The sequence below is a fragment of the Bacillus cereus group sp. BfR-BA-01453 genome, from assembly GCF_022662915.1.
Lineage (GTDB): Bacteria > Bacillota > Bacilli > Bacillales > Bacillaceae_G > Bacillus_A > Bacillus_A paranthracis.
The window spans coordinates 392,740-415,962 of the sequence record NZ_JAKUEN010000001.1; the positions used below are offsets into that span (position 1 = coordinate 392,740).

A 23,223-nucleotide genomic window follows, 5' to 3' on the forward strand; every position below is an offset into this window, starting at 1 on the left:
GCTGCTTCTAAATAGAAGCAGCTTTATGATTCGTAATAATTACCATAGTATACATTTGAATATGGCCATGTCGTTAAATATGGTTTTTGATCTTGCGTAGGTTGTTGCGATGGTATTTGCGGTAGTTGTTGTTGTCGATATAATTCATATTGCCTACTCGTATCATAAACCGGATAATAATTTACATATGGATATACTTGCGGTACGTAATAATAATACATTCATTCTCTCCTCCTTTTTCTTAAACATATTCAAAGGAGAAAATGAGTGTGACACTCTTTATATTTGCATGAGTGGTTCTCTCACTCTTTTCTTTCTGTTCTTCAAACGTAACTTACGGTTCTTTTCATATAAATAATGCACAACGAAATATGAAACTACACCAAACACAACCCCTAAAATCGTCATTCCAATTAACACATACACTTCACTCTGTAATAAGCTCTTTAATATCGTAAAAATGTGACTTGAAAACAAGTCCGATATCGTAAAGGGTTCATGATGTATTTTTTGCACATGAAATGGATAAATCATTTTCCCTAGCGCATACGCAAGCGGAAATAAAACTACTGGGAGAAACGATATTTTTCCAATAATATTGCCAATCACCGCTGCAGGAAAAGATCCCTTTGCTAACCTGACGATTGGATAAAATATTAAATAGACGAGCGATGCTGTATATATAACCAACATCTCTAAACCAAAACCAATCGCAAAACCTAACGATACTTTCTTCGCTCCTTCTGGTGATCGAAGCAACTTATAATATTGAAACTTTAATATTCTCCACATCCGCTGAAAAAACGAATATGTTTTCTTAGTTGTTTTCACTCTCATCATCTCTTTAACTATATTTTTATACCTAGTATGCCCTTACCCACTCCGAAAAACAAATTTCATTTTCTCTTTTATTATAGATGATATCGAAATGGTTAACTAAATATACATATGACATTTCAATAAAAAAAATACACCTCCAATTGTTATTTGTGTCTCACAACTGGAGGTGTACATCATTTAGGAAAGTTCTTCTACATTTTTAAATAAACTTACTAATAATGCTTTTTGCGCATGCAATCGATTACCGGCTTGCTCAAATACGATAGATTTTGGCCCATCTATAATTTCGCCTGTTACTTCTTCTTCACGATGGGCAGGTAAACAGTGCAAGAAACGATATGTTTGCTTCGCATGCGTAACAAGTTCTTTATTAATTTGGTATGGTTGAAATAAAGTATATTTCTCTTCTTCTCCCTCTTGCCCCATACTCATCCAAACGTCAGTATAAATGAAATCTGCTTCATTCACCGCTAGTTCAGGGTTATGCAAAATTTCAATTTTCGCTCCTGTTTCTTCAGCAATCGTTAACGCTTTTTTTACAATTTCCTCATTCGGTTCATACCCTACAGGTGTTGCAACAGTCATATACATTCCAACTTTTGCACTCGCTAACAACAATGAATGACATACATTATTTCCGTCACCTACGTAAGCCAATTTTATTCCTTTAAATGTATTTGTTTCTTCGTATATTGTCATTAAGTCTGCCAATGCTTGACAAGGATGATGATCGTCAGTTAAACCGTTAATAACAGGAATGCTCGATTCTTTTGCAAGCTCTTCTACATCCGCGTGTGAGAATGTACGTATCATAATCCCGTCAATATACTGCGATAATACTTTCGCAGTATCTGAAACAGTTTCTCCTCTGCCCATTTGCATCTCTTTTCCACTTAAAAACATACCATGTCCCCCGAGCTGTACCATTCCTGCTTCAAAAGATACACGAGTACGAGTCGAGTGCTTATCAAAGATAAGGCCTAATATTTTCCCTTGTAGTAAAGGCTCTTGCTTATTATTTTTTAAATATATAGCGAACTCAATTAAAGAAATAATTTCTTCTTGCGTTAGTTCTTCTAATGTTAAAAGATCTTTCGTATTTAATTTCGGTACTTGTACAGTTGACATGAAACTTCCCCCTTATATAATTGATACGTTTTTTGTACAAACTACTTTTTTTATCATATATACTGCCTGTTCTAACTCTTCATTCGTTACAATGAGTGGCGGTAATAGTCTTATAACATTAGGCCCTGCTTGTAATACGAGAAGTCCCTCTTTTTCTAGTTGTTCTATACAACTTGCAACTTCATGCGTACATTCAATTCCAACCATAAGCCCCTTACCACGTATATTTTGAATACATTCGACAGGTTGTAATTCCTCTTGCAACTTCTGTAATACGTACTCGCCCTTTTCCTTTACTTCTTTTAAAAACGATGGTTTCTTAGTTATTTGCAATACTTCTTTCGCCGCAGCCATTGCAATATAATTTCCACCAAACGTTGAACCATGTGACCCTGCAGGAAACGATATTCCAAGTTCTTTCCGGCCAATCATTGCTCCAACTGGAATGCCATTTCCAAGCGCCTTAGCAGTAGTAACGATATGAGGTGTTATTCCCATTTGTTCGTAAGCAAATAATGTCCCTGTTCTTCCGATTCCTGTTTGGACTTCGTCTATAATAAATAAGGACCCGAACTTCTTACATAATGCTTCAATCGCTTTCAAAAAAGATAGATCAGCAGGTATGACTCCTCCCTCTCCTTGAACAACTTCTATCATTACTGCCGCAACTTCTTCATTCATTACTTCCTCTAATGCCTTTATATCGTTAAAAGGCGTATGTAAAAAAGAGGGAAGGAGCGGACCAAACCCTTCTTTCACTTTATTTTGTCCCGTCGCACTCATCGTTCCGAATGTTCTACCGTGAAAAGATTGCTCGCATGTTACGACGAGAGATTTTTCAGTATGCTTACGGGCTAGCTTCAAAGCAGCTTCATTCGCCTCTGCCCCGCTATTACAGAAGAACACATAATCTAATGTTATGTTTTCTGTTAATAATGACGCGACTTCTTCTTGTAAGCTGTTTGTAAACAGGTTAGATATATGCCATATTTCATGCAGTTGCTCTTGTACAGCTTTCATAACAGTAGGATGACAATGTCCTAAATTACATACACCAATTCCTGATGTGAAATCTAAATATTGCTTACTGTTATTATCAATGACTTTCGTTCCTTCCCCCTTTACAAACTCAATCTTTCTTCTCCCATACGTTTGAAAAAGATGACTTATCATGCAATACTCACGCCCCTCGTTACCGTTGTTCCAATACACTCACCTGTAACCTCGGTAAAATCCTTCGTCCCATTTACGATACTAACCTTTTGCACTCCCATTTTTAATGATGCTAGTGCAGCCTGTACTTTCGGAATCATCCCACCGGTAATAACACCGTTTTCTATAAAATTAACAATCTCAAATTCGTCGGTTTTCTTTACTAACTTTCCTTCATGTAATACCCCATCTACATCTGTAATAAAAATGAGTTCTTTTGCAGATAATGCGGCTGCAATTCCAGCTGCGGCGGTATCTGCATTTATGTTATAAATCTCATTATCATTTATGCCGACCGGAGCAATAACAGGAATATAATTCATATTTATTAATCCTTTTAGTAAGGCCGTTTCGACATAACTTACTTCTCCCACATATCCTATCTCCTCGCTGACAGGTTGAACTTGAAGTAGATTGCCGTCACATCCTGAACAACCTACTGCAAGTAAATTATGCTTTTGTAAATTCATTACGAGTTTTTTATTCGTACTTCCGCATAGCACCATTTGAACAACATCCATAACTTCTTTTGGTGTTACTCGTAATCCATCTCTTTTTTCTGCGTTGATGTTACAATCTTTTAATTGGGCATCAATTTCTGGGCCACCGCCATGGACAATCACTACTTTATACTTCTGTTGCAATTTCTTTATGCAATCAAAAAACACATCATTTAATTGATCCAACATACTACCGCCGCATTTCACTACAATATAATCACTCATCTTCCCTCTCCTTATGTACGATAACAAGCGTTTATTTTCACATATTCATAGCTTAAGTCACAGCCCCAAGCTGATCCGGTCTCTTCTCCTAAATGTAAATACACATCAATCATAATTTCATGTTCTTGTAACCTCATTTTCATTTCCTCTTCAGAAAACATTTGAGGTTCACTATTTTTCAGCACCGCAATAGATTGAAGAGTAATATCAATTGTATTTGGGTTAATCGCGACTTCACTTTGTCCAATGGTACTAATAATTCGCCCCCAGTTTGGATCTTCACCATGTATTGCTGTTTTCACAAGACTCGAACCGACTATTTGCTTTGCAATTTTCTTTGCCTCTTCATTCGTTCGAGCTCCTAACACATTTACTTCTATTAACTTCGTAGCACCTTCACCATCTTGTGCAATTTTTTTCGCTAAATCTTCACATACCTTCTGTAAAGCAACTACGAAAGTTTCCCAATCTGCATGTTCCATATCAATTGGTTTCGTTTCTGATAATCCACTTGCCATAACGATGACCATATCATTCGTAGAAGTATCTCCATCTACCGTAATTTGATTGAATGTATGATTCGTGATTTGTGATAATGCTGTTTGTAATACGTCATGCTCTATATGAGCGTCTGTCGTAATAAAACTTAGCATCGTTGCCATATTTGGATGAATCATCCCTGAACCTTTCGCAACACCAGCAATCAGCACTTTCTTCCCATCAATCACCATTTCATAACAAGTTTCTTTCGTTATAAGATCCGTCGTTAAGATCGCTTCAGAAAAAGAATGAGCTTCCCTTTCTTCCTTCGCCGGGATAAGAGTAGCAATCCCATTTCGGATTATATCCATCGGCAGCGGAACACCAATTACACCTGTTGAAGCTACTGCAACGTAATTGTCTTTCATTCCAAAATGTTTCGCCCCTAATGCACGCATCTCATAAGCATCTTGTAATCCTTTCATTCCCGTACAAGCATTTGCATTTCCACTATTGACGATAATAGCTTGTAATTTCCCCTCAGTCGTTATACTATCCTTCGTTACTTGCAAGGGAGCTGCTTGTATTTGATTTGTTGTATAAACAGCAGCACATGATGCTGGTGTATCACAAACGATTGCCCCTAAATCCTTTTTCTCTTTTTTCAAACCAATTGCAGTGCCAATGGCCGAGAAACCTTTTGGAGTTACAATCGAACCATTTTCTACTTTTGTAATAGACGCTACTTTAATCATCATGTCCCCCTTATAGATAAAGCGGCATATGTTGTAAACCTGTTGTTTCTTCTAGTCCCGCTATTATGTTTGCATTTTGAATTGCTTGCCCAGCCGCACCTTTCACCATATTGTCTATAACAGAAACGACTGTCACTCTTCCTGTTCTTTCATCGTAAGCTATCCCCATATCACAATAATTTGAGCCCCTCACTTCTTTCGGACTTGGAAACTCTCCTTGCAGACGAATTCGAATGAAAGGCGATTGTTCATACGTTTCTTCATATAATTTTTGAAGTTGTTCTATTTCCATTTCTCGTTTTACTTTCGCATAAAGTGTAACCATAATCCCACGTGATATCGGTATTAAATGTGTACTAAACGTGATTGGCTTCGTTTCTCTATTCCATTCCGCGAGCATTTGCTCAATCTCAGGAACGTGTTGATGCTCATTTACTTTATAAATACGCAAGTTATCGTATAACTCAGGAAAGTGAGTCATCGTTGTTGGCGTTTTGCCTGCTCCAGATACTCCTGATTTCGCATCAATGATAATGGAATCTTCTTCAATTATGCCGCTACGAACTAATGGTAATATCGCTAATAATGCAGCTGTAGCAAAACATCCTGGATTTGCAATTAAATTTGCCTTTTGAATTTCGGACCTTTTCCATTCACTTAACCCATATACAGCTTCCCTAAGGACTCCTTCTTTTGCAGCTGCCCTTTTATACCACTGTTCATATATGAAAGGATCTTTCATACGAAAGTCTCCAGATAGGTCAATTACTTTTAAGCCTACTGCTAATAATTTGGGAGTTAACTCTGCTGATACTCCTGCTGGGGTTGCTAAAAATACAATTTCTGCTTCCTTCTCTATTTCCTCCACATCAATTTCTTGTAACGTATGAACAAGAACATTTTGAAAATGCGGATATACATTTGTTATACACTCGCCAACTTGTGAAAAAGAATGGAGAGATGCTATCGAAAAATATGGATGTTGCTCTAATAACCGAATTAATTCAATACCTCCATACCCAGTTGCTCCAATAATCGCGACCTTCATATGCTCCTCCTCATATCGATTCTTTAAATTAAGTATGATTATAATATTGTATATTTATAGAGTCAATTAAATATTTATAAATTTTATAAACTTAAAAAACTTAATTTTACTAGAAAAATAATATGCGCAACCGAATTTTTATACATAAATAGTGCATAGTAGTTTTTTCATTTCACTTCAAGTACAATAAAACAATACATACGTACATACAGGCGGGGAAAACATGAATGAAAAATTAATTGAGAAAATGATTATAAAAAGTTTTCAGCAATATCAATGTAGTCCTATGTCAAATGAGGATCAGGAAATGCTTGTTAAACATATTCAAACGATTATTCATTCAAATACTAAAATTGATGTATACGAGGCAGTTGAGGATATCGTTTACGATTATGTGACTGGAAAATAAAGTGAAACTTTAATCAGTGGGGGTTTTCTTCATCACCCACTGATTATCAGCCCTCACCAATCGGACTTTAATGGGCAGCCCGCCCCCCACCTAACTTCTTTGCTTTCGCTGCATTTTGAGGTGGGGGTCTTACTGCCCATTAAAGCGGGATAAAAAAATAGGAGATTTCCATATGGAAATCTCCTATTTTTTACTTAATGATTTACCTGCTACGCGCTCAAATAAACCTGGGAATAAGGCATACAGTTTCGGACCAATGCCCATCCATTTCGGTAAGTTTACTTCACGCTTTTTCGTTTGCATCGATTTTACAATTTGCTCTGCTACATATGTTGGTTTTAACATGTATCGTCCCATATTTTTCACATATGTACCGGATTGATCAGCTATTTCAAAAAAGTTTGTATCTATCGGACCTGGATTAATCGCTGTTACGAAAACATTCGTACTAGACAACTCCATGCGTAAACTATTCGTAAATCCTAGTACTGCATGTTTCGTCGCTGCATACGCACTCGATTTCGGCGTTGCAATTTTCCCAGCAAGTGATGCAATATTAATAATATGTCCTTCGTTTCTTTTTACCATATAAGGTAGTACTGCTTTCGTACAAGCTACTAATCCAAATACATTTACTTGGAACATATCTTTCACTTCATCCATTGACGCATCTTCAAACGTTTTAAAAATACCAAATCCCGCATTGTTTACTAATATATCAATACGTCCCACTTCTTGTAATACCTTTGAAAAAACAGATTGTACTTCCGTCTCTTCACTTACATCTAATACATAATAATAGCAAGGCGTATTATAAGTTTCTTTAATTTTGTCTGCTAGCGCTTTTAATTTCTCTTCTGTTCTAGCCATTAATACTGGAGTCGCCCCCTGCTCTGCAACTTGCATTGCAACTTGCTCTCCAATTCCACTAGAAGCACCTGTAATGACGATTACTTTATTTTGTAAACGTCCCGTCATTGCTGTCACCTACTTTGCATAATAAATCAATTGTTGCGAAGATTCATCAATCATCACTTGTTGATTATATGCTAAAAAGTCTAATTGTCCAACCGTTTCTGAAATAGTAAGCGGTAATTGTTCCTTATATAATACCGGAAATAGTTTTACACATACTTCAAATGCTGTCATTGGTTTTTCCTTTAATAACTCAAGCACTTTAAATGCACGTGTTTCTTGCTTTTGTAATCTCGTTTCAATAAGTTGTTTCACATTTAGAACATCTTCTCCATGTCCTGATAAAATGCGTGAAATATTCATTTCACTTAAACGCTTTAACGTTTGATTATATTGTAATAACGGGCGCGCCCTTTCTGTTTGTCCTTCATATGGTGGTTCTAATATTGGATTCGAAGAAATATGACTAATGAGAGCATCCCCTCCAATTAGTATTCCATCAGATTCTCTATATAATGAAATATGAGTGGAAGCATGACCCGGTGTTTCAATTACTGTAAAACCAGGCATTGAATCAATACGATCTCCCTCTCTCACAGTATGCGTTAACGATCTATTACAAGAATATTTCAATGTCCTTGTCGTCAATAACGCCTCGTCTTTCAAAAATGCTGCTGGAACACCAAATTGTAAAGCCGTCTCTCTAAAAAAATCATGATATCGCTTTAAAAATTCTGGATTTTGCGTGATCCACGGCTCATTCCAAGGGTGTCCAATAATGTTCGTCTTCTCAGAAAATATATTTAAAAGCCCACAATGATCCGCATGATGATGCGTAATAACTACTGTTTTAATATCTTCTATCGTATATCCTAATGTACCTAACTGACTTTCTAACGCATTTCTTGCCTCTTCTGTATTCGTCCCTGTATCAATTAATGTTAATGTCTCCCCCTCAACTAAAAACACATTCACAGTTTCAACTGCAAATGGCACAGGAATCTCCATTCGGTGAATCGCCGTCATGCTTAGCCCCCCTGTCTCTTTCCGGTTCAAAAATGAATACTTCTTCAGTTTACAACTTCCTTATATATTTGTCATTATTTTCAGATAAAAAGAGGTGTTTCCTAGAAAAAAACGAATGTATGTACATTTATAAGAATTTCTAACCAAAATTAAAGGAGGAACATCATGTCTATTCAAAACATTTCCTTTCTCGGTGCGGGCTCTATTGCTGAAGCGATTATTGGTGGCTTGTTACATGCAAATGTTGTGAAAGGCGAACAAATTACTGTAAGTAATCGTTCTAATGAGACAAGGTTACAGGAGCTACATAACAAATACGGTGTCAAAGGTACACATAATAAAAAAGAACTACTTACTAATACAAATATTCTTTTTCTAGCAATGAAGCCAAAAGATGTTGCAGAAGCGCTTACCCCTTTTAAAGAAGACATACATAATAACCTGCTCATTATTTCGTTATTAGCAGGTGTTTCTACTCATTCAATTAGAAATCTACTTCAAAAGGACGTTCCGATTATTCGTGCCATGCCAAATACATCTGCAGCTATTTTAAAATCAGCTACTGCTATCTCGCCTTCTAAACATGCAACAAAAGAACATATTCAAACTGCCATAGCTTTATTTGAAACGATCGGTCTCGTCTCTGTTGTAGAGGAAGAAGATATGCATGCTGTCACTGCATTATCCGGAAGCGGGCCTGCTTATATTTATTACGTAGTAGAAGCGATGGAAGAAGCTGCAAAAAAAATCGGTTTAAAAGAAGATGTTGCAAAGTCACTTATTCTCCAAACGATGATTGGTGCTGCTGAAATGCTAAAAGCAAGTGAAAAACACCCGTCTATTTTGCGAAAGGAAATTACCTCTCCTGGTGGAACGACCGAAGCGGGCATTGAAGTATTACAAGAACACCAATTTCAACAAGCGCTTATTTCCTGTATTACACAGGCAGCGCAACGATCACATAATCTTGGGAAAACGTTAGAACAATTAACAAAAGAAAAATAAAAAATGGAGCTCAATCTTACTTGAGCTCCATTTTTTATAAACATATATTTTTAGTTATTCGTCTTCCCAAAAATCTCTTCTTGTAGACGACGACCAGTCGGTGTTGCTGCAAGTCCACCTTCAGCTGTTTCACGAAGTGCTACTGGCATCGTTTGTCCGATTCTAAACATCGCCTCAATTACTTCATCACATGGAATAGTACTCGTTACACCGGCTAATGCTAAATCAGCTGAAATCATCGCATTTGCAGCTCCTGCTGCATTACGTTTTACGCAAGGTACTTCTACAAGTCCTGCAACAGGATCGCATACTAAACCAAGCATGTTCTTTAATGAAATTGCCATCGCTGTAGCTGCTTGCTCTTGTGTTCCACCAGCCATTTCAACTGCAGCTGCAGCTGCCATTCCACTTGCTGAACCAACTTCAGCTTGGCATCCTCCCGCTGCACCAGAAATACAAGCGTTATTCGCAACAACCATACCGAAAGCTCCCGCTGTAAATAAGAATTCAATCATTTCTTCACGTGTAGGCTGCAATTTTTCTCTTAGTGCAAATAGTACACCTGGCACTGTTCCAGCAGATCCTGCTGTTGGTGTTGCACAAATAATTCCCATCGCTGCGTTTACTTCATTTGTTGCAACAGCTTTACTCACTGCGTCCAAAATCGTATCTCCAGATAAGCCTTTTCCACTCTTCATATACGCCTGAACTTTTACAGCATCTCCACCAGTTAAACCAGTTGGTGATTTCACTCCGCGAATACCACGTTCTACCGCTTGCTCCATCACGACTAAGTTCTTTTCCATACCAGCAATTACTTCTTCACGTGAAATACTTCTTGTTTCCATTTCACATTGAATCATAATTTCTGCGATTTTTACATTTTGTTCTTTAGCTTGCGCCACTAGTTCCGCTGCGTTCCGAAACATGGTGTGTCCCCCCTGCAATTATTCCATAATAGTTACTTGACAAATATTTTGTTGTGCTTTTATTTCTTCAATCACTTCATCTGCTAATATTTCATCTGTTTCGATGACCATAAGCGCTCTTCTTCCTTTTTCCTTACGAGAAACACTCATTGTACTAATGTTAATCTCGTGTTTCGCAAGGATTGAAGCTACTGCTGCAATAGCACCGAAGCGATCGTTATTTACAATAAGTAGTGCTGGACTCGTGCCTGATAATTGAAGATCGAATCCGTTTAATTCTACAACTTCAATTTTACCGCCACCAATTGAGCAAGCAACAACTTCAATTTCTTCTTCACCTTTATACAAACGAATTCTCGCTGTATTTGGGTGAGGTGCATTGGCATCCTCTTCAATAAATTCCACTTCAATTTCGCGCTCTTTTGCTATCTCTAGCGCCTCTGGAATACGTAAGTCATCTGTTTCAAACCCTAATATCCCACCTATTAGCGCTACATCTGTACCATGCCCACGATACGTCTTTGCAAATGATCCATATAATGAAATGCTTACTCTTTCTGGTTCATGACGAAACAGCTGGCGAGCAACTTGCCCCATTCTTGCTGCGCCTGCTGTATGTGAACTTGATGGACCAATCATAACTGGACCGATAATATCAAATACTGAGCGATACTTCATCATAACTCCCCCTAAACCTCTATGAAAAAATTTTTTACTATTCTATTAAGCTACCAAATCGGTTGCTTTTCCAGTTGTACTACGAATTTGTTCCGCTATACGAATTGGATCGTTTTTGAATAACAGTGAAGCGATATATCCTGAAATAATACCAGTTATAATATGAAATAAGAAACTTAGCATTACCTTCATTTACACATAATATAAGATAATCTACAGTAAAGTCTTGTAGCAATCCAAAGTTTAACACAGAACCCCTTACAAGCATAGCATAAACAAGTGAAACGCCCATTGCTTTCATACCTTTTGATGCCTTAAAGCTAAAAAGTGAAAAAGGCTTCATACAAATAATAGTAATGTCCTTCCTATTATAATTTCCATGTTGCTCTCTCACAATTTATTCAACTTCACTTGTTATGATAAACGTCTCAAACACATGTAGCCTACAGTAAATTATAATCTGTCCTCATTATAGCTTGTTTTTAATAAAACGCTTACTTTTAATAAATTTTAAAAGTTCTGAATAAAAATCCATTTTTGCTATTTGTACTACTTGTATGTCGTCCGACTTATATAACAGTTTTTCTAAACACTCGATACTATGTAGTTTCATCTTATATCTTTACATCATTAAAATTTTCTGTTTCATCCTATATAAGCATAAAATGATAACAGTTTTATTTTTATTTTTTTTAGAAATAAAAAAATGGCAACCTTTCGTCACCATTTTTTCACAACATTATTATCTGTCCACTGGAAATGATTTTAAATCTGTAGCTATTTCTGTATTAGAAAATAGCTCTCTTGCCTCTTTCAATAATTCCTTATATGTATCTCCTTGATAACGAGAACTAATATGAGTCAATATTAATCGTTTTACATTTGCCTGAAGTGCAATACTTGCAGCTTGCTTAGATGTGGAATGAAAATAATCATAAGCTTGTTGTTCATCTTCTGCTGCAAAAGTTGCTTCATGAACAAGTACGTCAGCGTCTTGTGCTAGCTTTCTACTCGCTTCACAATATCTCGTATCACCTAAAATGGTAATAATTCTTCCCTTTTGAGGTGGGCCGATAAAATCTTTTCCGTTTAGTATCGTACCATTTTCCAATTCAACCACTTCTCCATCTTTTAAACGTTTAAAGAGTGGACCTGGTTTCACGCCCATCTCCAGCAATTTATCAACTAAAAGGGCGCCTTGTATATCTTTCTCTATAATCCGATATCCAAAACATTCAATACCGTGTGACAACCTTTTCGTTTCCACATGAAATTCATTATCTTCAAACACAGTACCTTCTTCTGTTATCTCAACAATTTCAAGCGGGTATTTTACATGTGTCGTGCTTACTGATAATGCGACTTCAATAAACTGTTTAATTCCTTTTGGTCCATACACTGTTAAAGGTGTAGTCCCTCCTTGAAACGAACGACTTCCTAATAAACCAGGCAAACCAAAAATATGATCCCCATGTAAATGCGTAATAAATATTTTTTCAATGCGGCGTGGACGTACTGATGTATGTAATATTTGATGTTGCGTCGCCTCACCACAATCAAATAACCAAGTCTGTCCTCGTTCTTCTAACAATTGCAAAGCAATTGCCGAAACATTCCTTCCTTTTGAAGGAACACCTGCACCAGTTCCTAAAAATACAAATTCCACTTTCTTTCCTCCAGCTCTTTATATAATCTATCTTTCATCTTACGGAATGTTATTTCAAATGGCAAATCGAATTTACATAACCAATCATCTAGACAACTATATATCACGAACGTTATACTTAAAAAACTTAGCAATTGTTCGTGTTTTATGTTAAAATGATTATACTACATTTTAAGGGAGCGTTTTATTATGAAAGAAGCATTTCGTTTACAAACTGATTTTTCATCTTCATTTGATCGCTGGGTAAGTTCTTTCGTGTCTGATCACCCAGCACAATTAGAATGGACGACTTTGAAAGAATTAATCCATGAATATACAACAACACATACAAATGATTCGTTACCAACATATATTTCTTCAGCTTTAACATATTATGCACAACGTGTTTCAACAGCAAATAACTCAGAGATTGTTATTTTTGAAAATCATACAATCTCTTAATCTATCGTAAAAAGCACTGGTTACAGTGCTTTTTATTTATACTTATTTAGCAAATCGGCATATTCTGTCAAAAAATTTGAATACATACTTAAATCAAATTCATCTAAAATTATCTTTTTACTTGAATTATTACATAATTATTTTGCTTGTAGTGCAAAAACGACAATTTGTTTTTTATAAAAATAAAAGGTGTCATGATATGTACAGCTTCATGACACCTTCTACATAAACTTACTTTCTAATTTTTGCTGAAAAGACTTTTCTTGCTTACGTAATAATTGACTACCTCGTTGTAAAAGCGGCATTCCATACTTATCATTAATTTGATCAATAACAGCAAGTAGCGGCTCTTCTTTCGCATCTTCTTCAAATGAAAACAAATCTAATTGTTTCACCGATTCAGTCTTCCACTCTATTTCAGTAGCTGTAATACCTAATAAACGAACGGAATCACCGTCCCAATGTTGCTTCCATAAACGAGAGGCTGCCTGAAAAATATCTCGTTCTTCCCAAATGGCATTTTTCAACTGCTTACTCCGCGTTACTGTCCGCCTATCATGATATTTAATCATAATTTGAATATTATAGCTGACAAGAGTTCGCTTTTGTAATCTTTTACTCACTGATTTTGATAGCCTTTGTAACATATCAAGTAATTCTTTCTCTTCATCCATATCCTTTGAAAAAGTCATCGAGTTACCAACACTTTTATGTTGTCCCATTTGACTCGGGTCAACTTCCCTATCATCCACACCGTTTGCCCGCCTTTGTAAATCAACACCGTGCTTTCCAATTTTAGCGCGAATGATATGTTCGTTTCCTTTTGCTAACTGTTCAATTGTTTGTATATGAATATCATTTAATTTTTCAGCTGTTTTTTCTCCAATCCCATGCATCGCTCCAACTGGAAGTGGCCAAATCATTTTTGGAATATCTCGTTTTCGAAGTACGGTAATACCGAGAGGCTTTTTCATATCAGAAGCTGTTTTTGCTAGGAAAAGGTTCGGAGCAATTCCAATGCTACACGGAAGCTGTAATTCTGTTAATAACGCCTGCTGGATCATCTTTGCTATTTCAAGAGGCGAACCGAGTGCGTAGCAGTCTGTAATATCTAAATACCCCTCATCTATTGATACTGGTTGTATTTTTTCCGTAAAACGGGAAAGAATTTGAAACATTTGAAATGAAGCTTCGCGATATAATGTAAAATTAGGGCGCCTTACAATTAATTGCGGACATAACCTTTTCGCTTCCCAAAGTGGCATCGTTGTACGTATTCCATATTCTCTCGCCTCATAACTACATGTGATGATAATTCCTTTTCTTTCTTTTTCATTTCCAGCAACTGCTAACGGCTTCCCCTGTAATGATGGGTCATGAGCAATTTCAACAGATGCGAAAAAACAATTCATATCTACATGTAAAATAACACGACCTTTTTTGGGATACATTTCTCGCATAGTACTCACCCCCCTAATCAGAACGTTCGTTCTTTTTATTATATCAAATTTTGCACAATAATTATAATTATTACTTGTTCTTTTCTATCATATTTATTGCTATAATTTAAACAAAGTGGATATATTTGTAATCAGGGGTGATTATTATGAAATCGACTGATAAACTCAATTATACGTTTCTCGTAATTATACTAATCGTCGCAATCAATTATTTACTTCTTCCTATTTTTGATATGAACATAGCTGGTTTTCTCCCTCGCCTAGTCCATGTAGTAACAACTTACATACTGCCATGGATTTTCTTGTATTGGCTTATCCGCCTTGTAAAAGCAATCGAATCAAAATAAAAAGCGTGTAAATCAGTTGTGATTTACACGCTTTTTCTATTACATTACTTCGCTACTTCTTCAATAATTGCAACAACTAATTCTGCTGTTTTTGCTAATTCTTCAACAGGAATCTTTTCGTTTGTTGTATGAATTTCTTCATAACCAACTGCTAAGTTAACTGTTGGAATACCGTGTCCTGCAATTACGTTTGCATCACTTCCGCCACCACTTTGGTGAAGAGAAGGTGTACGACCAATTTTTTCAGCTGCACGTTTTGCAACTTCTACAACGTGATCGCCATCAGCAAATTTAAATCCTGGATACATAACGTTTACTTCAACGTCTGCATGACCGCCCATTTCTTTTGCAGTTGTTTCAAATGCTTCTTTCATTTTCGCAACTTGCGCTTCCATTTTTTCATTGATTAAAGAACGCGCTTCTGCAAAGATTTGTACGTGATCGCAAACGATATTCGTTTGTGTACCACCTTCAAAACGTCCAATATTTGCAGTTGTTTCAGAATCAATACGGCCAAGTGGCATTTTCGCAATTGCTTTCGCTGCGATAGTAATTGCAGATACACCTTTTTCTGGTGCTACACCAGCATGAGCTGTTTTCCCGCGAATAATCGCATTCACTTTCGCTTGTGTTGGAGCTGCAACAACGATTTCACCAACTTTTCCATCGCTATCTAATGCGTAACCGTATTTCGCAGTAATGCGCTCACGATCTAATGCTTTTGCACCAACAAGACCAGATTCTTCTCCAACTGTAATAATAAATTCAATTGTACCATGAGGGATATTCTTCTCTTTTAAAACACGGATTGCTTCGAACATGGATGCTAATCCTGCTTTATCATCTGCACCTAAAATCGTAGTACCATCTGATACGATATATCCATCTTTAATAGAAGGCTTAATTCCATTACCAGGAACTACTGTATCCATATGAGAAGTAAAGTAAATTGTATCAACACCATCTTTTGTTGCTGGTAATGTACAAATTAAGTTACCTGCACCATGCCCAGTAACAGCCATTGTGTCATCTTCAAATACTTCTACACCTAAATCTGTAAATTTCTTTGTTAATACTTTGCAAATTTCTGCTTCAAATTTCGTTTCAGAATCTACTTGTACTAACTCCATAAATTCATTTACTAAACGTTCTTGATTAATCATAAGACTGCGCCTCCTGCACTACCATTATGTATGTAACACTATTAATTATAACAGAATTTCGCAAAAGTTTCGAAATACAAGACAAAAAACAGACGGTTTATATGTCTAGATAACCATCTGCTTTCTATTACTCATTTAACAATACCCAGCGCATATGATCTTCCCACACTCCATTAACCATTAACATCTTCCTAGACACGCCCTCATACTGAAAACCTATCTTCGTCACGACTTGTATAGATGCTAAATTTCGTGGCATAATCGGTGCTTCTATACGATGTAATTGAAATTCCTCAAAAGCAACTTGAATCGCTTTTCTAAGCGCTTCTGTCGTATAACCTTTGTTTAACTCTTCCTTATCTAATTTATAGCCGAGTACACAAGATTGGTAAATTCCACGAACAATTAAATTAAATGAAATACATCCAATTATTTTCGTATCATCACCTTTTTTAAAAATCCAAAGCCTAATGATTTTACCTTCTGCGATCTCTTTTCTATCCTTTTGTAACTTTTTCTTTTGATAATCTAACGTAAAAAAATCATCCGGTCTATACTCTTCCCAGGCTTTTAAAAATTCACGATTTCTGTCGTAATATTGAAGAACTTTTTCAGCATACGACTCATCAATTTCCCTTAAATGTAAACGATTTGTTTCATATATTTTCATCATCGTATCTCCATTCTTCAGCTTGCATAACAAAAAACTTATACCCTATCATTCTTATATATTCTCTACGTACATACAAATTTCCTGTTATACTTTACACACACTTCTCGAATTTTGTCATTTCTCTCCCCCTTGTCCACAATATCATTTCTCGTTACAATGATATTGTACTGATTTGCAAGGAGGTTTAACGATGCATAAAAAAGCTCAAAAAGTTATGATTTATGTAATGCTAATTTCTATGCTTGTAACAACATTACTTGCTGGCGCAAGTATGTTTTGGTAAAAAGGACGATCTGTTCGTCCTTTTTTTACTTTTTACACATAACAAAATAAACCATCTCGAAATCGAGATGGTTTATTTTATGTAAAGCACAATCGCTACAATACTAAAGGAAAATGACATTACAAGTGCTAGCACAAAACTTGTATATTGTTTCTGCTGAAATGCCCCAATAACAAAAGTAAGATTAAGTAATGCCATACATACAATCGCTACAAGATAAGAACATATATTAAAAGTTGCCAATATGAATGTAATAATAAATAAAAATCCCATAAAAAACTGCATATACGAAAGTTTTGGATTCAAGTACATATGAGCAACTCCTTTATCTAATTTGATCTTTCTATACTCTCATTAACGCATGGTTATGTACACATGTCAAGACAACTTATTACAATAGAAAAAACCAACTTTTTCGTTGGCTTTTTCATATGCAATGGCTCCTTTTTCTTTTGCCAATTGCTGAAATGACTTTTTCGATTTTACAATCCACACTTTCGTTCCAATTGGAATACGATCAAATAAATACTCCACATCATTTTTCTTCATTCTTATACACCCTTGTGAAATATACTTTCCAATTGAACTCGGTTGGTTTGTTCCATGTATTCCATACTTACTCCCATCAGTTCCTCGTGCATTGAATCCCATCCACCTAGATCCAAGTGGATTTTTCGGTGATCCCCCTGGAATATCTTTTGCAATGTAATACGGATCCTTTGCTTTCATTACAATATCAAAAGTTCCCTCTGGGGTTAATTCATTTGTTTTTCCTGTCGCGACTGGAAAAACCTTTTGAATCTTCCCATCGTCAATATAAGCTAGTTTATTCGTCGCTTTATTTACAATAATAAAAGGATCACCGGCACGTGGATTATCACCAAGGGGCCAAATAGGCGATAAAGAAAGACATAATAGGAAAGAGAGAAGATACGGCATAAATAATTCCTACCTTCTATATAAGTTCTTTTATATTATCCTTTCCCTTAAAACGACTTTTAATGAGTAAATATTGTTCCATTTCGTATACAAGTTGAACAAGTTTCGCACGTATCTCAAATTCTTCACGTGTAGCCGGCAATGGCATCTCTCTAAATAATTCTCTCATTTCTTGAAGCTGTCTTAAAGAAATAACCCCGGTACTCTGAGGGCTAATAGCATTACTAATGTTTTCAACCACGTCCGCAATCATGTCAGCTTGTTCATATGTCCACGATAAAGAAGCTGCTAACGGAATCATTCGCTCTAAAATTTCGAATTGTTGCATGCGCATATTGAAATAGCGATAGTAATAGTCATCTTCTCGCATAAATGCATTCTCAAGTTTCTTAAACGATAAATCTCTAGCTTCATTTAGCATCTGTTCAGTTTCAATAAGTTCTGCCCCGCTCCAACTACTTTCTCGATTTCGTAAATACACAACCATTTCAAACAAAATCGTTTTAAAATTACTTTCTATTTTACCTTGATACTCTTTTAGCTTATTTTCACTACTTGGCATATACATATTCACTAAGAGAGCCACGCTAATCCCTATCGTTAATATCGCAATTTCATTTCCAACAATAAGCCATGTAATTTGTTTCAATGAATATAGATGCATCACAATAACTGAACTCGTGACAATACCTTCTTGAATTTTAAGCATAACTGCAGTCGGAATAAATGTAAGCAATAATAGGCTAATTGCTAGTGGTGTATATCCAATTGTTTCAAAAATACAAAATGCGAACACCATTGATAATACACAAGCTAAAAAACGATGTAACGATACTTGAAGTGATTTACGTTTCGTATTTTGTACACATAATATAACTAAAATACCCGCTGAACTATAAAATTCTAATCCTAATAACTGAGCAATAAAAACGGCTGCGCCTGTCCCTATTGCTGTTTTTACTGTACGGTATCCAATTTTGAACATAGCATTGCTCCTATATGTATAAACGTATTTACAGTTAGTATAAAAAAAGGATGACACAATGTCATCCTTTTCTACTTATTATTCACGTATCCTTTACATATTACAATATTTTTTGTAAAAATTGTTGCGCACGCTCACTTTTCGGTGCTGCAAAAAATTGTGCTGGCGCACTATCTTCTACAAGTTTTCCACCATCTAAAAAGAGGACACGATCTGCTACTTCTTTTGCAAATCCCATTTCATGTGTAACAATTGCCATTGTCATTCCTGTCGTAACTAATGATTTCATAACTTCTAACACTTCTTTTACCATCTCTGGATCTAGTGCTGATGTCGGTTCATCAAATAACATTACTTCTGGTTCCATTGCTAACGCTCTTGCAATTGCTACACGTTGCTTTTGTCCGCCAGAAAGACGATTCGGATACGTATCTTTTTTATCTAATAAACCGACCTTTTCTAAAAGTTTTTCGGCTTTCTTTTCAGCTTCTTGTTTCGTTACTCCTTTTACATTGATAGGAGCATACGTAATATTTTCTAATACAGTCATATGAGGAAATAGGTGGAAATGCTGAAATACCATTCCGACATTTTCACGGACGTGCATAATATTCGTTTTCGGATTCGTTACTTCTTCCGTTCCAATCCAAATGTGACCATTTGTCGGTGCTTCTAACACATTCATACAACGTAAAAATGTTGATTTCCCTGATCCAGACGGTCCAATAATTGCTACTACTTCCCCTTTTCCAATCGTTGTTGTAATTCCTTTTAATACTTCGTTTTTTCCAAATGATTTATGAAGGTTTTCAATTTTAATCACTTTTCTTCATTCTCCCTTCAATTGCCTTCCCGACTAATGTAAGAATAATGACTAGCATATAATAAATGAGTCCAACAAAAAGTAATGGTTCAAGATATTTAAATGTCTCCCCGCCTACGATGTAAGCACGGCGCATTAAATCCGTTGCGCCTATTACTGTTACTACAGCCGATTCTTTCGTAAGTGTCGCAAACTCGTTTACAAGTGCCGGTAATATATTTTTTAAAGCTTGAGGAAAAATGATATTTCGCATCATTTTTCCGTATGGAATTCCTAAAGCCATCGCCGCTTCTGTTTGTCCTTTATCAACCGCTTGAATGCCAGCACGGATTACTTCTGACATATATGCACCTGAATTTAAGCTAAATGCAAGTACAGCTGCTACGAATGCTGGTATTTCATAACCAATTATTTGCGGGACACCGAAATAAATAATCATTAATTGCAATACAAGTGGTGTACCACGGAAAATTGATGTATAAAGATCTGCCGCTATATTTAATGCTCGTATTCTAGCAATTTTGCAAAGTGCTAATAGCGTTCCTAAAATAAACCCTGCTAAAGCTGATACTGCTACAATTTTCAAAGTAACTTCTAAGCCTTTTAATATATACGGTATCGAAGGCGTAATCGCCGAAAAATCTAAGTTCATTCTTTTCATTCCCCTCACAGAAAAGTGAAAGGCAGCTTATTTTTCGCTGCCAAACCATTTCTTCACTAATTTATCCATTTCTCCATTTTCTTGCATTTTTTTAATTACTTTATTAAATTCAGCTGTTTTATCACTATTTTTCGGAAGGGCAATTGCTGCTCCAACTTCTTCTGGCGCTTCTTTAATTTCAATTCCTTGTAAATCTTTCATTTTCTCTAAATAATTTTTAGCAACTGTGTCTTCTATAATTGCAGCGTCAAAACGACCAGCTTTAATTTCTTGTACGATTTCTGGTATACGGTCACGTCCCTCAACTTTGAAATCTACTTGTTTTTTAAATTCTGCAGCTTTCTCTTCTTGAATAGATCCTGTTTGTACCCCTACTTTTTTCCCTTTTAAATCCTCTACAGATTTAATGTTAGAGTCCTTTTTAGAAACAACCATGTTTTTCGCAACAAAATAAATATCTGTGAAATCAACATTATTTTTACGCTCTGCAGTTGGCGTCATACCTGCCATTACGAAATCAACTTTTCCTGAGCTAAGAGATGCTAATAAACCACCAAAATCCATATCTTTCACTTTCACTTCATAACCAAGTTCTTTTCCGATATATTTAGCAACATCAACATCAAAGCCAATAATTTCATCACTTTTTGAAGCTTCTACGTATTCATATGGTTTATAATCTGCTGAAGTCCCCATAACCAGTACTTTCTTATTTTTCCCAGTAACCTTTTCTTCCCCATTACTACAAGCACTGAACATACTTACAATTAAAATAAGTGCAAATGATATTGATAATAACTTCTTCATCTTTCTTCCCCCTAATAATGTATATTTAAAAGTTTAATAGAATATTTATTCGATGTTTGTATTGTATCAGCACTTTCATTTTTATGCAATATATAAAATAAAAATAAATAAATTATCAGTACAAATACCATTTCGTATGTATAAAATACTGTATAAAAAACATAACTATGTATATCCCATAAGTTTTAATACTAAATAAAAAAGGCGGCACATCCACTTGAGTGTGGACGTACCGCCTTTTTGCTTATTTTTATAATTCTTCGCAATTCTCTTCGAAATAAGATTGTAGTTTTGCAATAACTTGCATCGGTTCATGACCTTCAATTTCATGACGTTCTACCATTGTTACAATTTTTCCATCTTTTAATAAAGCAAATGATGGAGAAGATGGTGGGTACCCTTCGAAATATTCACGAGCTCTTGCTGTCGCTTCTTTATCTTGACCTGCAAACACCGTTACAAGATGGTTAGGTCGTTTATCATAATGTACGGAATGCGCAGCAGCAGGACGAGCAATACCGCCTGCACAACCACATACAGAGTTTACCATTACAAGTGTTGTTCCATTTCTTTTAAACGCTTCGTCTACTGCTTCTGGCGTCGTCAATTCTGTATATCCAGCAGAGACAATCTCTTCACGCGCTTGGCGGACAACATCATTCATAAAAAAGTTAAAATTAATCAATCTTTTCCCTCCTCTAAAACTACCTATTTGTATCTTACCAGTTAATGTTTATGAAATACAAGTAAGTTTACTTGTATTTCAGCATAGAAAAGGTGTTAGAGCTCTTGCTCTAACACCTTTTCTTAATGACCACGATGTTTTTGCTTTGCTTTTTGTACTTTGATTAAACGTCTTCTTTGTTTTTCAGCCTCTCGCTTCTCCTTAGATTGCACTTTCTTTTCTTGTTTATGCAGTTCATAAGATAAGCTAATTGCCTCTTGCGCCTTAGTAAAGCGGTTTACATTTACTTCTTTTGCTGCTTGTCGTATGATCCGCTTTATATTTTTGGGACGCTGTTTTTCTTTCACTTCCACGCCACATTTTGCAAAGTGCTGAAAATACGCTAACATTGAACCGTTCACAAATATAAGCACTTCTTCGTCTGAAGGTTCCGTTCCAAAAATATACCTCGCTCCATACAACTTCCCTTTTTCTTTACATGTAATGATTCCAACAAAAAATTGGCCATCGTGATATACTGTCAAATCCATTGACAGCCCCCCCTAAAAAAAATTAGAAATACGGGACATCCCGGAGGGGAAGGTTACTGACATGAAATCATGCGTCTGGACTACCAACCAGAACTATGTTTTTGTATTTCTTTCACTATTATTATATCTTTTTTTCCATAATCTTCATATATTCACTAATCATTTTTTTATGCGACCCAACAATATAGTCAGGTAGTTCTGTTAGAGGGAAGAATTTAAGCTGAACCGCTTCTTCTTTGTTCATAACAAAATCTCCATCGTATTCGTCCGTATAATAAGCGGTCGTTACAGATTGAAATTCATCACCGTTTGCTAATTTTGTAAAATAGTTCGCTCCAGAAAACACATTGATTAATCGTAGGTTCTTCACCTTTATTCCTGTTTCTTCGTATACTTCACGAAAAGCAGTTTCTTCTGGTGATTCACTAAGCTCCATTAATCCGCCAGGCAGCCCCCATTTTCCGTAAGGCTCTGTTCTTTGTTGTAATAATACATATCTATTTTCATTTATAACGAGTACAACAGCACCAACTAAAATTAAAGGGCGATGACCAACTATTTTCCGTAATTCTTCTACATATCCCATCGTATCCCTCCTTTTTCGTTGTCC

The 23,223-nt window shown here is 35.9% G+C and carries 30 protein-coding genes and 1 pseudogene; 5 read left to right on the forward strand and 26 right to left on the reverse strand.

The window, feature by feature from the left end:
- Positions 1 to 23 precede the first annotated feature (23 nt).
- The 7 genes from MR070_RS02005 to argC form a co-directional block, all read right to left on the reverse strand.
- Positions 24 to 221 (reverse strand): hypothetical protein, encoded by a 198-nt coding sequence (locus tag MR070_RS02005; RefSeq protein WP_000291952.1) that lies wholly within the window; start codon positions 219 to 221, stop codon positions 24 to 26.
- Between the two features lie 58 nt (positions 222 to 279).
- A complete protein-coding gene (locus MR070_RS02010; protein WP_002028428.1) occupies positions 280 to 840 on the reverse strand; it encodes a DUF2062 domain-containing protein in 561 nt (186 codons plus the stop codon).
- A 177-nt stretch (positions 841 to 1,017) separates the two neighbouring features.
- Complete coding sequence (gene argF, locus MR070_RS02015) at positions 1,018 to 1,968, reverse strand: ornithine carbamoyltransferase (protein WP_139895874.1); 951 nt, start codon at positions 1,966 to 1,968, stop codon at positions 1,018 to 1,020.
- Between the two features lie 12 nt (positions 1,969 to 1,980).
- Positions 1,981 to 3,141 carry an acetylornithine transaminase gene (argD, locus tag MR070_RS02020; RefSeq protein ID WP_242260459.1) on the reverse strand — a complete coding sequence of 387 codons (1,161 nt, stop codon included), beginning with the start codon at positions 3,139 to 3,141 and terminating at the stop codon, positions 1,981 to 1,983.
- Entirely contained in the window at positions 3,138 to 3,905 is a 768-nt protein-coding gene (argB, locus tag MR070_RS02025) for an acetylglutamate kinase (protein WP_001286781.1), read from the reverse strand. The genes argD and argB overlap by 4 nt, the downstream gene beginning before the upstream one ends.
- A gap of 11 nt (positions 3,906 to 3,916) precedes the next feature.
- A complete protein-coding gene (argJ, locus tag MR070_RS02030) occupies positions 3,917 to 5,140 on the reverse strand; it encodes a bifunctional glutamate N-acetyltransferase/amino-acid acetyltransferase ArgJ (RefSeq protein WP_138321130.1) in 1,224 nt (407 codons plus the stop codon).
- A 10-nt stretch (positions 5,141 to 5,150) separates the two neighbouring features.
- Positions 5,151 to 6,188 carry an N-acetyl-gamma-glutamyl-phosphate reductase gene (gene argC, locus MR070_RS02035; RefSeq protein WP_000861224.1) on the reverse strand — a complete coding sequence of 346 codons (1,038 nt, stop codon included), beginning with the start codon at positions 6,186 to 6,188 and terminating at the stop codon, positions 5,151 to 5,153.
- Between the two features lie 223 nt (positions 6,189 to 6,411).
- Here argC and MR070_RS02040 point away from each other — a divergent pair, with 223 nt between their 5' ends.
- Positions 6,412 to 6,597, forward strand: a complete 186-nt coding sequence (locus MR070_RS02040; RefSeq protein ID WP_001003230.1) for a YqzH family protein — start codon at positions 6,412 to 6,414, stop codon at positions 6,595 to 6,597.
- 183 nt (positions 6,598 to 6,780) lie between these two features.
- Here the strand turns inward: MR070_RS02040 and MR070_RS02045 are convergent, their stop codons facing one another.
- Both MR070_RS02045 and MR070_RS02050 read right to left on the reverse strand, forming a co-directional pair.
- The gene (locus tag MR070_RS02045) at positions 6,781 to 7,575 is read right to left on the reverse strand and encodes an SDR family oxidoreductase (RefSeq protein WP_000147804.1); all 795 of its coding nucleotides are present in this window, start codon (positions 7,573 to 7,575) and stop codon (positions 6,781 to 6,783) included.
- A 9-nt stretch (positions 7,576 to 7,584) separates the two neighbouring features.
- Entirely contained in the window at positions 7,585 to 8,538 is a 954-nt protein-coding gene (locus MR070_RS02050; protein WP_000125138.1) for an MBL fold metallo-hydrolase, read from the reverse strand.
- A 165-nt stretch (positions 8,539 to 8,703) separates the two neighbouring features.
- Here MR070_RS02050 and proI point away from each other — a divergent pair, with 165 nt between their 5' ends.
- Positions 8,704 to 9,543: a pyrroline-5-carboxylate reductase ProI gene (gene proI, locus MR070_RS02055; protein WP_044793839.1), complete on the forward strand. Its 840-nt coding sequence runs from the start codon at positions 8,704 to 8,706 to the stop codon at positions 9,541 to 9,543.
- Positions 9,544 to 9,593: 50 nt separating this feature from the next.
- On the opposite strand, the gene sdaAA is transcribed toward proI, so the two are convergent.
- From sdaAA to rnz, 4 genes are all read right to left on the reverse strand, one after another.
- A complete protein-coding gene (gene sdaAA / locus MR070_RS02060) occupies positions 9,594 to 10,472 on the reverse strand; it encodes an L-serine ammonia-lyase, iron-sulfur-dependent, subunit alpha (protein WP_000489463.1) in 879 nt (292 codons plus the stop codon).
- A gap of 18 nt (positions 10,473 to 10,490) precedes the next feature.
- Entirely contained in the window at positions 10,491 to 11,150 is a 660-nt protein-coding gene (gene sdaAB / locus MR070_RS02065; protein ID WP_000877446.1) for an L-serine ammonia-lyase, iron-sulfur-dependent subunit beta, read from the reverse strand.
- A gap of 45 nt (positions 11,151 to 11,195) precedes the next feature.
- Positions 11,196 to 11,333 carry a hypothetical protein gene (locus tag MR070_RS02070; protein WP_154214285.1) on the reverse strand — a complete coding sequence of 46 codons (138 nt, stop codon included), beginning with the start codon at positions 11,331 to 11,333 and terminating at the stop codon, positions 11,196 to 11,198.
- Positions 11,334 to 11,892: 559 nt separating this feature from the next.
- Positions 11,893 to 12,816: a ribonuclease Z gene (gene rnz / locus MR070_RS02075; protein ID WP_000397444.1), complete on the reverse strand. Its 924-nt coding sequence runs from the start codon at positions 12,814 to 12,816 to the stop codon at positions 11,893 to 11,895.
- A gap of 189 nt (positions 12,817 to 13,005) precedes the next feature.
- Here rnz and MR070_RS02080 point away from each other — a divergent pair, with 189 nt between their 5' ends.
- A complete protein-coding gene (locus MR070_RS02080; protein WP_000656491.1) occupies positions 13,006 to 13,257 on the forward strand; it encodes a DUF3932 family protein in 252 nt (83 codons plus the stop codon).
- Positions 13,258 to 13,289: 32 nt separating this feature from the next.
- On the opposite strand, the pseudogene MR070_RS02085 reads toward MR070_RS02080, so the two are convergent.
- Both MR070_RS02085 and MR070_RS02090 read right to left on the reverse strand, forming a co-directional pair.
- Positions 13,290 to 13,436: pseudogene (locus tag MR070_RS02085) on the reverse strand (DNA polymerase IV); the annotation flags it as partial.
- A 42-nt stretch (positions 13,437 to 13,478) separates the two neighbouring features.
- The gene (locus tag MR070_RS02090) at positions 13,479 to 14,717 is read right to left on the reverse strand and encodes a DNA polymerase IV (protein WP_242260461.1); all 1,239 of its coding nucleotides are present in this window, start codon (positions 14,715 to 14,717) and stop codon (positions 13,479 to 13,481) included.
- Between the two features lie 146 nt (positions 14,718 to 14,863).
- Between MR070_RS02090 and MR070_RS02095 the strand changes: the two genes are divergently transcribed.
- Entirely contained in the window at positions 14,864 to 15,064 is a 201-nt protein-coding gene (locus MR070_RS02095) for a hypothetical protein (RefSeq protein WP_000842873.1), read from the forward strand.
- A 44-nt stretch (positions 15,065 to 15,108) separates the two neighbouring features.
- Here the strand turns inward: MR070_RS02095 and MR070_RS02100 are convergent, their stop codons facing one another.
- A complete protein-coding gene (locus MR070_RS02100; RefSeq protein ID WP_000609808.1) occupies positions 15,109 to 16,227 on the reverse strand; it encodes a tripeptidase T in 1,119 nt (372 codons plus the stop codon).
- Between the two features lie 127 nt (positions 16,228 to 16,354).
- Positions 16,355 to 16,900, reverse strand: a complete 546-nt coding sequence (locus MR070_RS02105; RefSeq protein WP_001993297.1) for a GNAT family N-acetyltransferase — start codon at positions 16,898 to 16,900, stop codon at positions 16,355 to 16,357.
- Positions 16,901 to 17,090: 190 nt separating this feature from the next.
- On the opposite strand from MR070_RS02105, the gene prli42 reads away from it, so the two are divergent.
- A complete protein-coding gene (prli42, locus tag MR070_RS02110; protein ID WP_000549038.1) occupies positions 17,091 to 17,183 on the forward strand; it encodes a stressosome-associated protein Prli42 in 93 nt (30 codons plus the stop codon).
- Positions 17,184 to 17,255: 72 nt separating this feature from the next.
- Here the strand turns inward: prli42 and MR070_RS02115 are convergent, their stop codons facing one another.
- The 9 genes from MR070_RS02115 to MR070_RS02155 form a co-directional block, all read right to left on the reverse strand.
- Positions 17,256 to 17,495 carry a DUF3894 domain-containing protein gene (locus tag MR070_RS02115; RefSeq protein WP_070806812.1) on the reverse strand — a complete coding sequence of 80 codons (240 nt, stop codon included), beginning with the start codon at positions 17,493 to 17,495 and terminating at the stop codon, positions 17,256 to 17,258.
- A 66-nt stretch (positions 17,496 to 17,561) separates the two neighbouring features.
- Positions 17,562 to 18,122, reverse strand: a complete 561-nt coding sequence (locus tag MR070_RS02120) for a L,D-transpeptidase (RefSeq protein WP_001146556.1) — start codon at positions 18,120 to 18,122, stop codon at positions 17,562 to 17,564.
- A gap of 16 nt (positions 18,123 to 18,138) precedes the next feature.
- The gene (locus MR070_RS02125; RefSeq protein WP_000472677.1) at positions 18,139 to 19,107 is read right to left on the reverse strand and encodes an aromatic acid exporter family protein; all 969 of its coding nucleotides are present in this window, start codon (positions 19,105 to 19,107) and stop codon (positions 18,139 to 18,141) included.
- Positions 19,108 to 19,207: 100 nt separating this feature from the next.
- Positions 19,208 to 19,930 (reverse strand): amino acid ABC transporter ATP-binding protein, encoded by a 723-nt coding sequence (locus MR070_RS02130; RefSeq protein WP_000590226.1) that lies wholly within the window; start codon positions 19,928 to 19,930, stop codon positions 19,208 to 19,210.
- Positions 19,923 to 20,582, reverse strand: a complete 660-nt coding sequence (locus MR070_RS02135; RefSeq protein ID WP_001046919.1) for an amino acid ABC transporter permease — start codon at positions 20,580 to 20,582, stop codon at positions 19,923 to 19,925. Before MR070_RS02135 ends, MR070_RS02130 begins: the two co-directional genes overlap by 8 nt.
- Before the next feature lie 36 nt (positions 20,583 to 20,618).
- Positions 20,619 to 21,398, reverse strand: a complete 780-nt coding sequence (locus MR070_RS02140) for a transporter substrate-binding domain-containing protein (RefSeq protein WP_000735480.1) — start codon at positions 21,396 to 21,398, stop codon at positions 20,619 to 20,621.
- Positions 21,399 to 21,648: 250 nt separating this feature from the next.
- Positions 21,649 to 22,062 (reverse strand): BrxA/BrxB family bacilliredoxin, encoded by a 414-nt coding sequence (locus MR070_RS02145; RefSeq protein WP_001998211.1) that lies wholly within the window; start codon positions 22,060 to 22,062, stop codon positions 21,649 to 21,651.
- 143 nt (positions 22,063 to 22,205) lie between these two features.
- A complete protein-coding gene (locus MR070_RS02150) occupies positions 22,206 to 22,613 on the reverse strand; it encodes a YjdF family protein (RefSeq protein WP_000366594.1) in 408 nt (135 codons plus the stop codon).
- A 121-nt stretch (positions 22,614 to 22,734) separates the two neighbouring features.
- The gene (locus tag MR070_RS02155; protein ID WP_014481752.1) at positions 22,735 to 23,199 is read right to left on the reverse strand and encodes an NUDIX hydrolase; all 465 of its coding nucleotides are present in this window, start codon (positions 23,197 to 23,199) and stop codon (positions 22,735 to 22,737) included.
- Positions 23,200 to 23,223 lie beyond the last annotated feature (24 nt).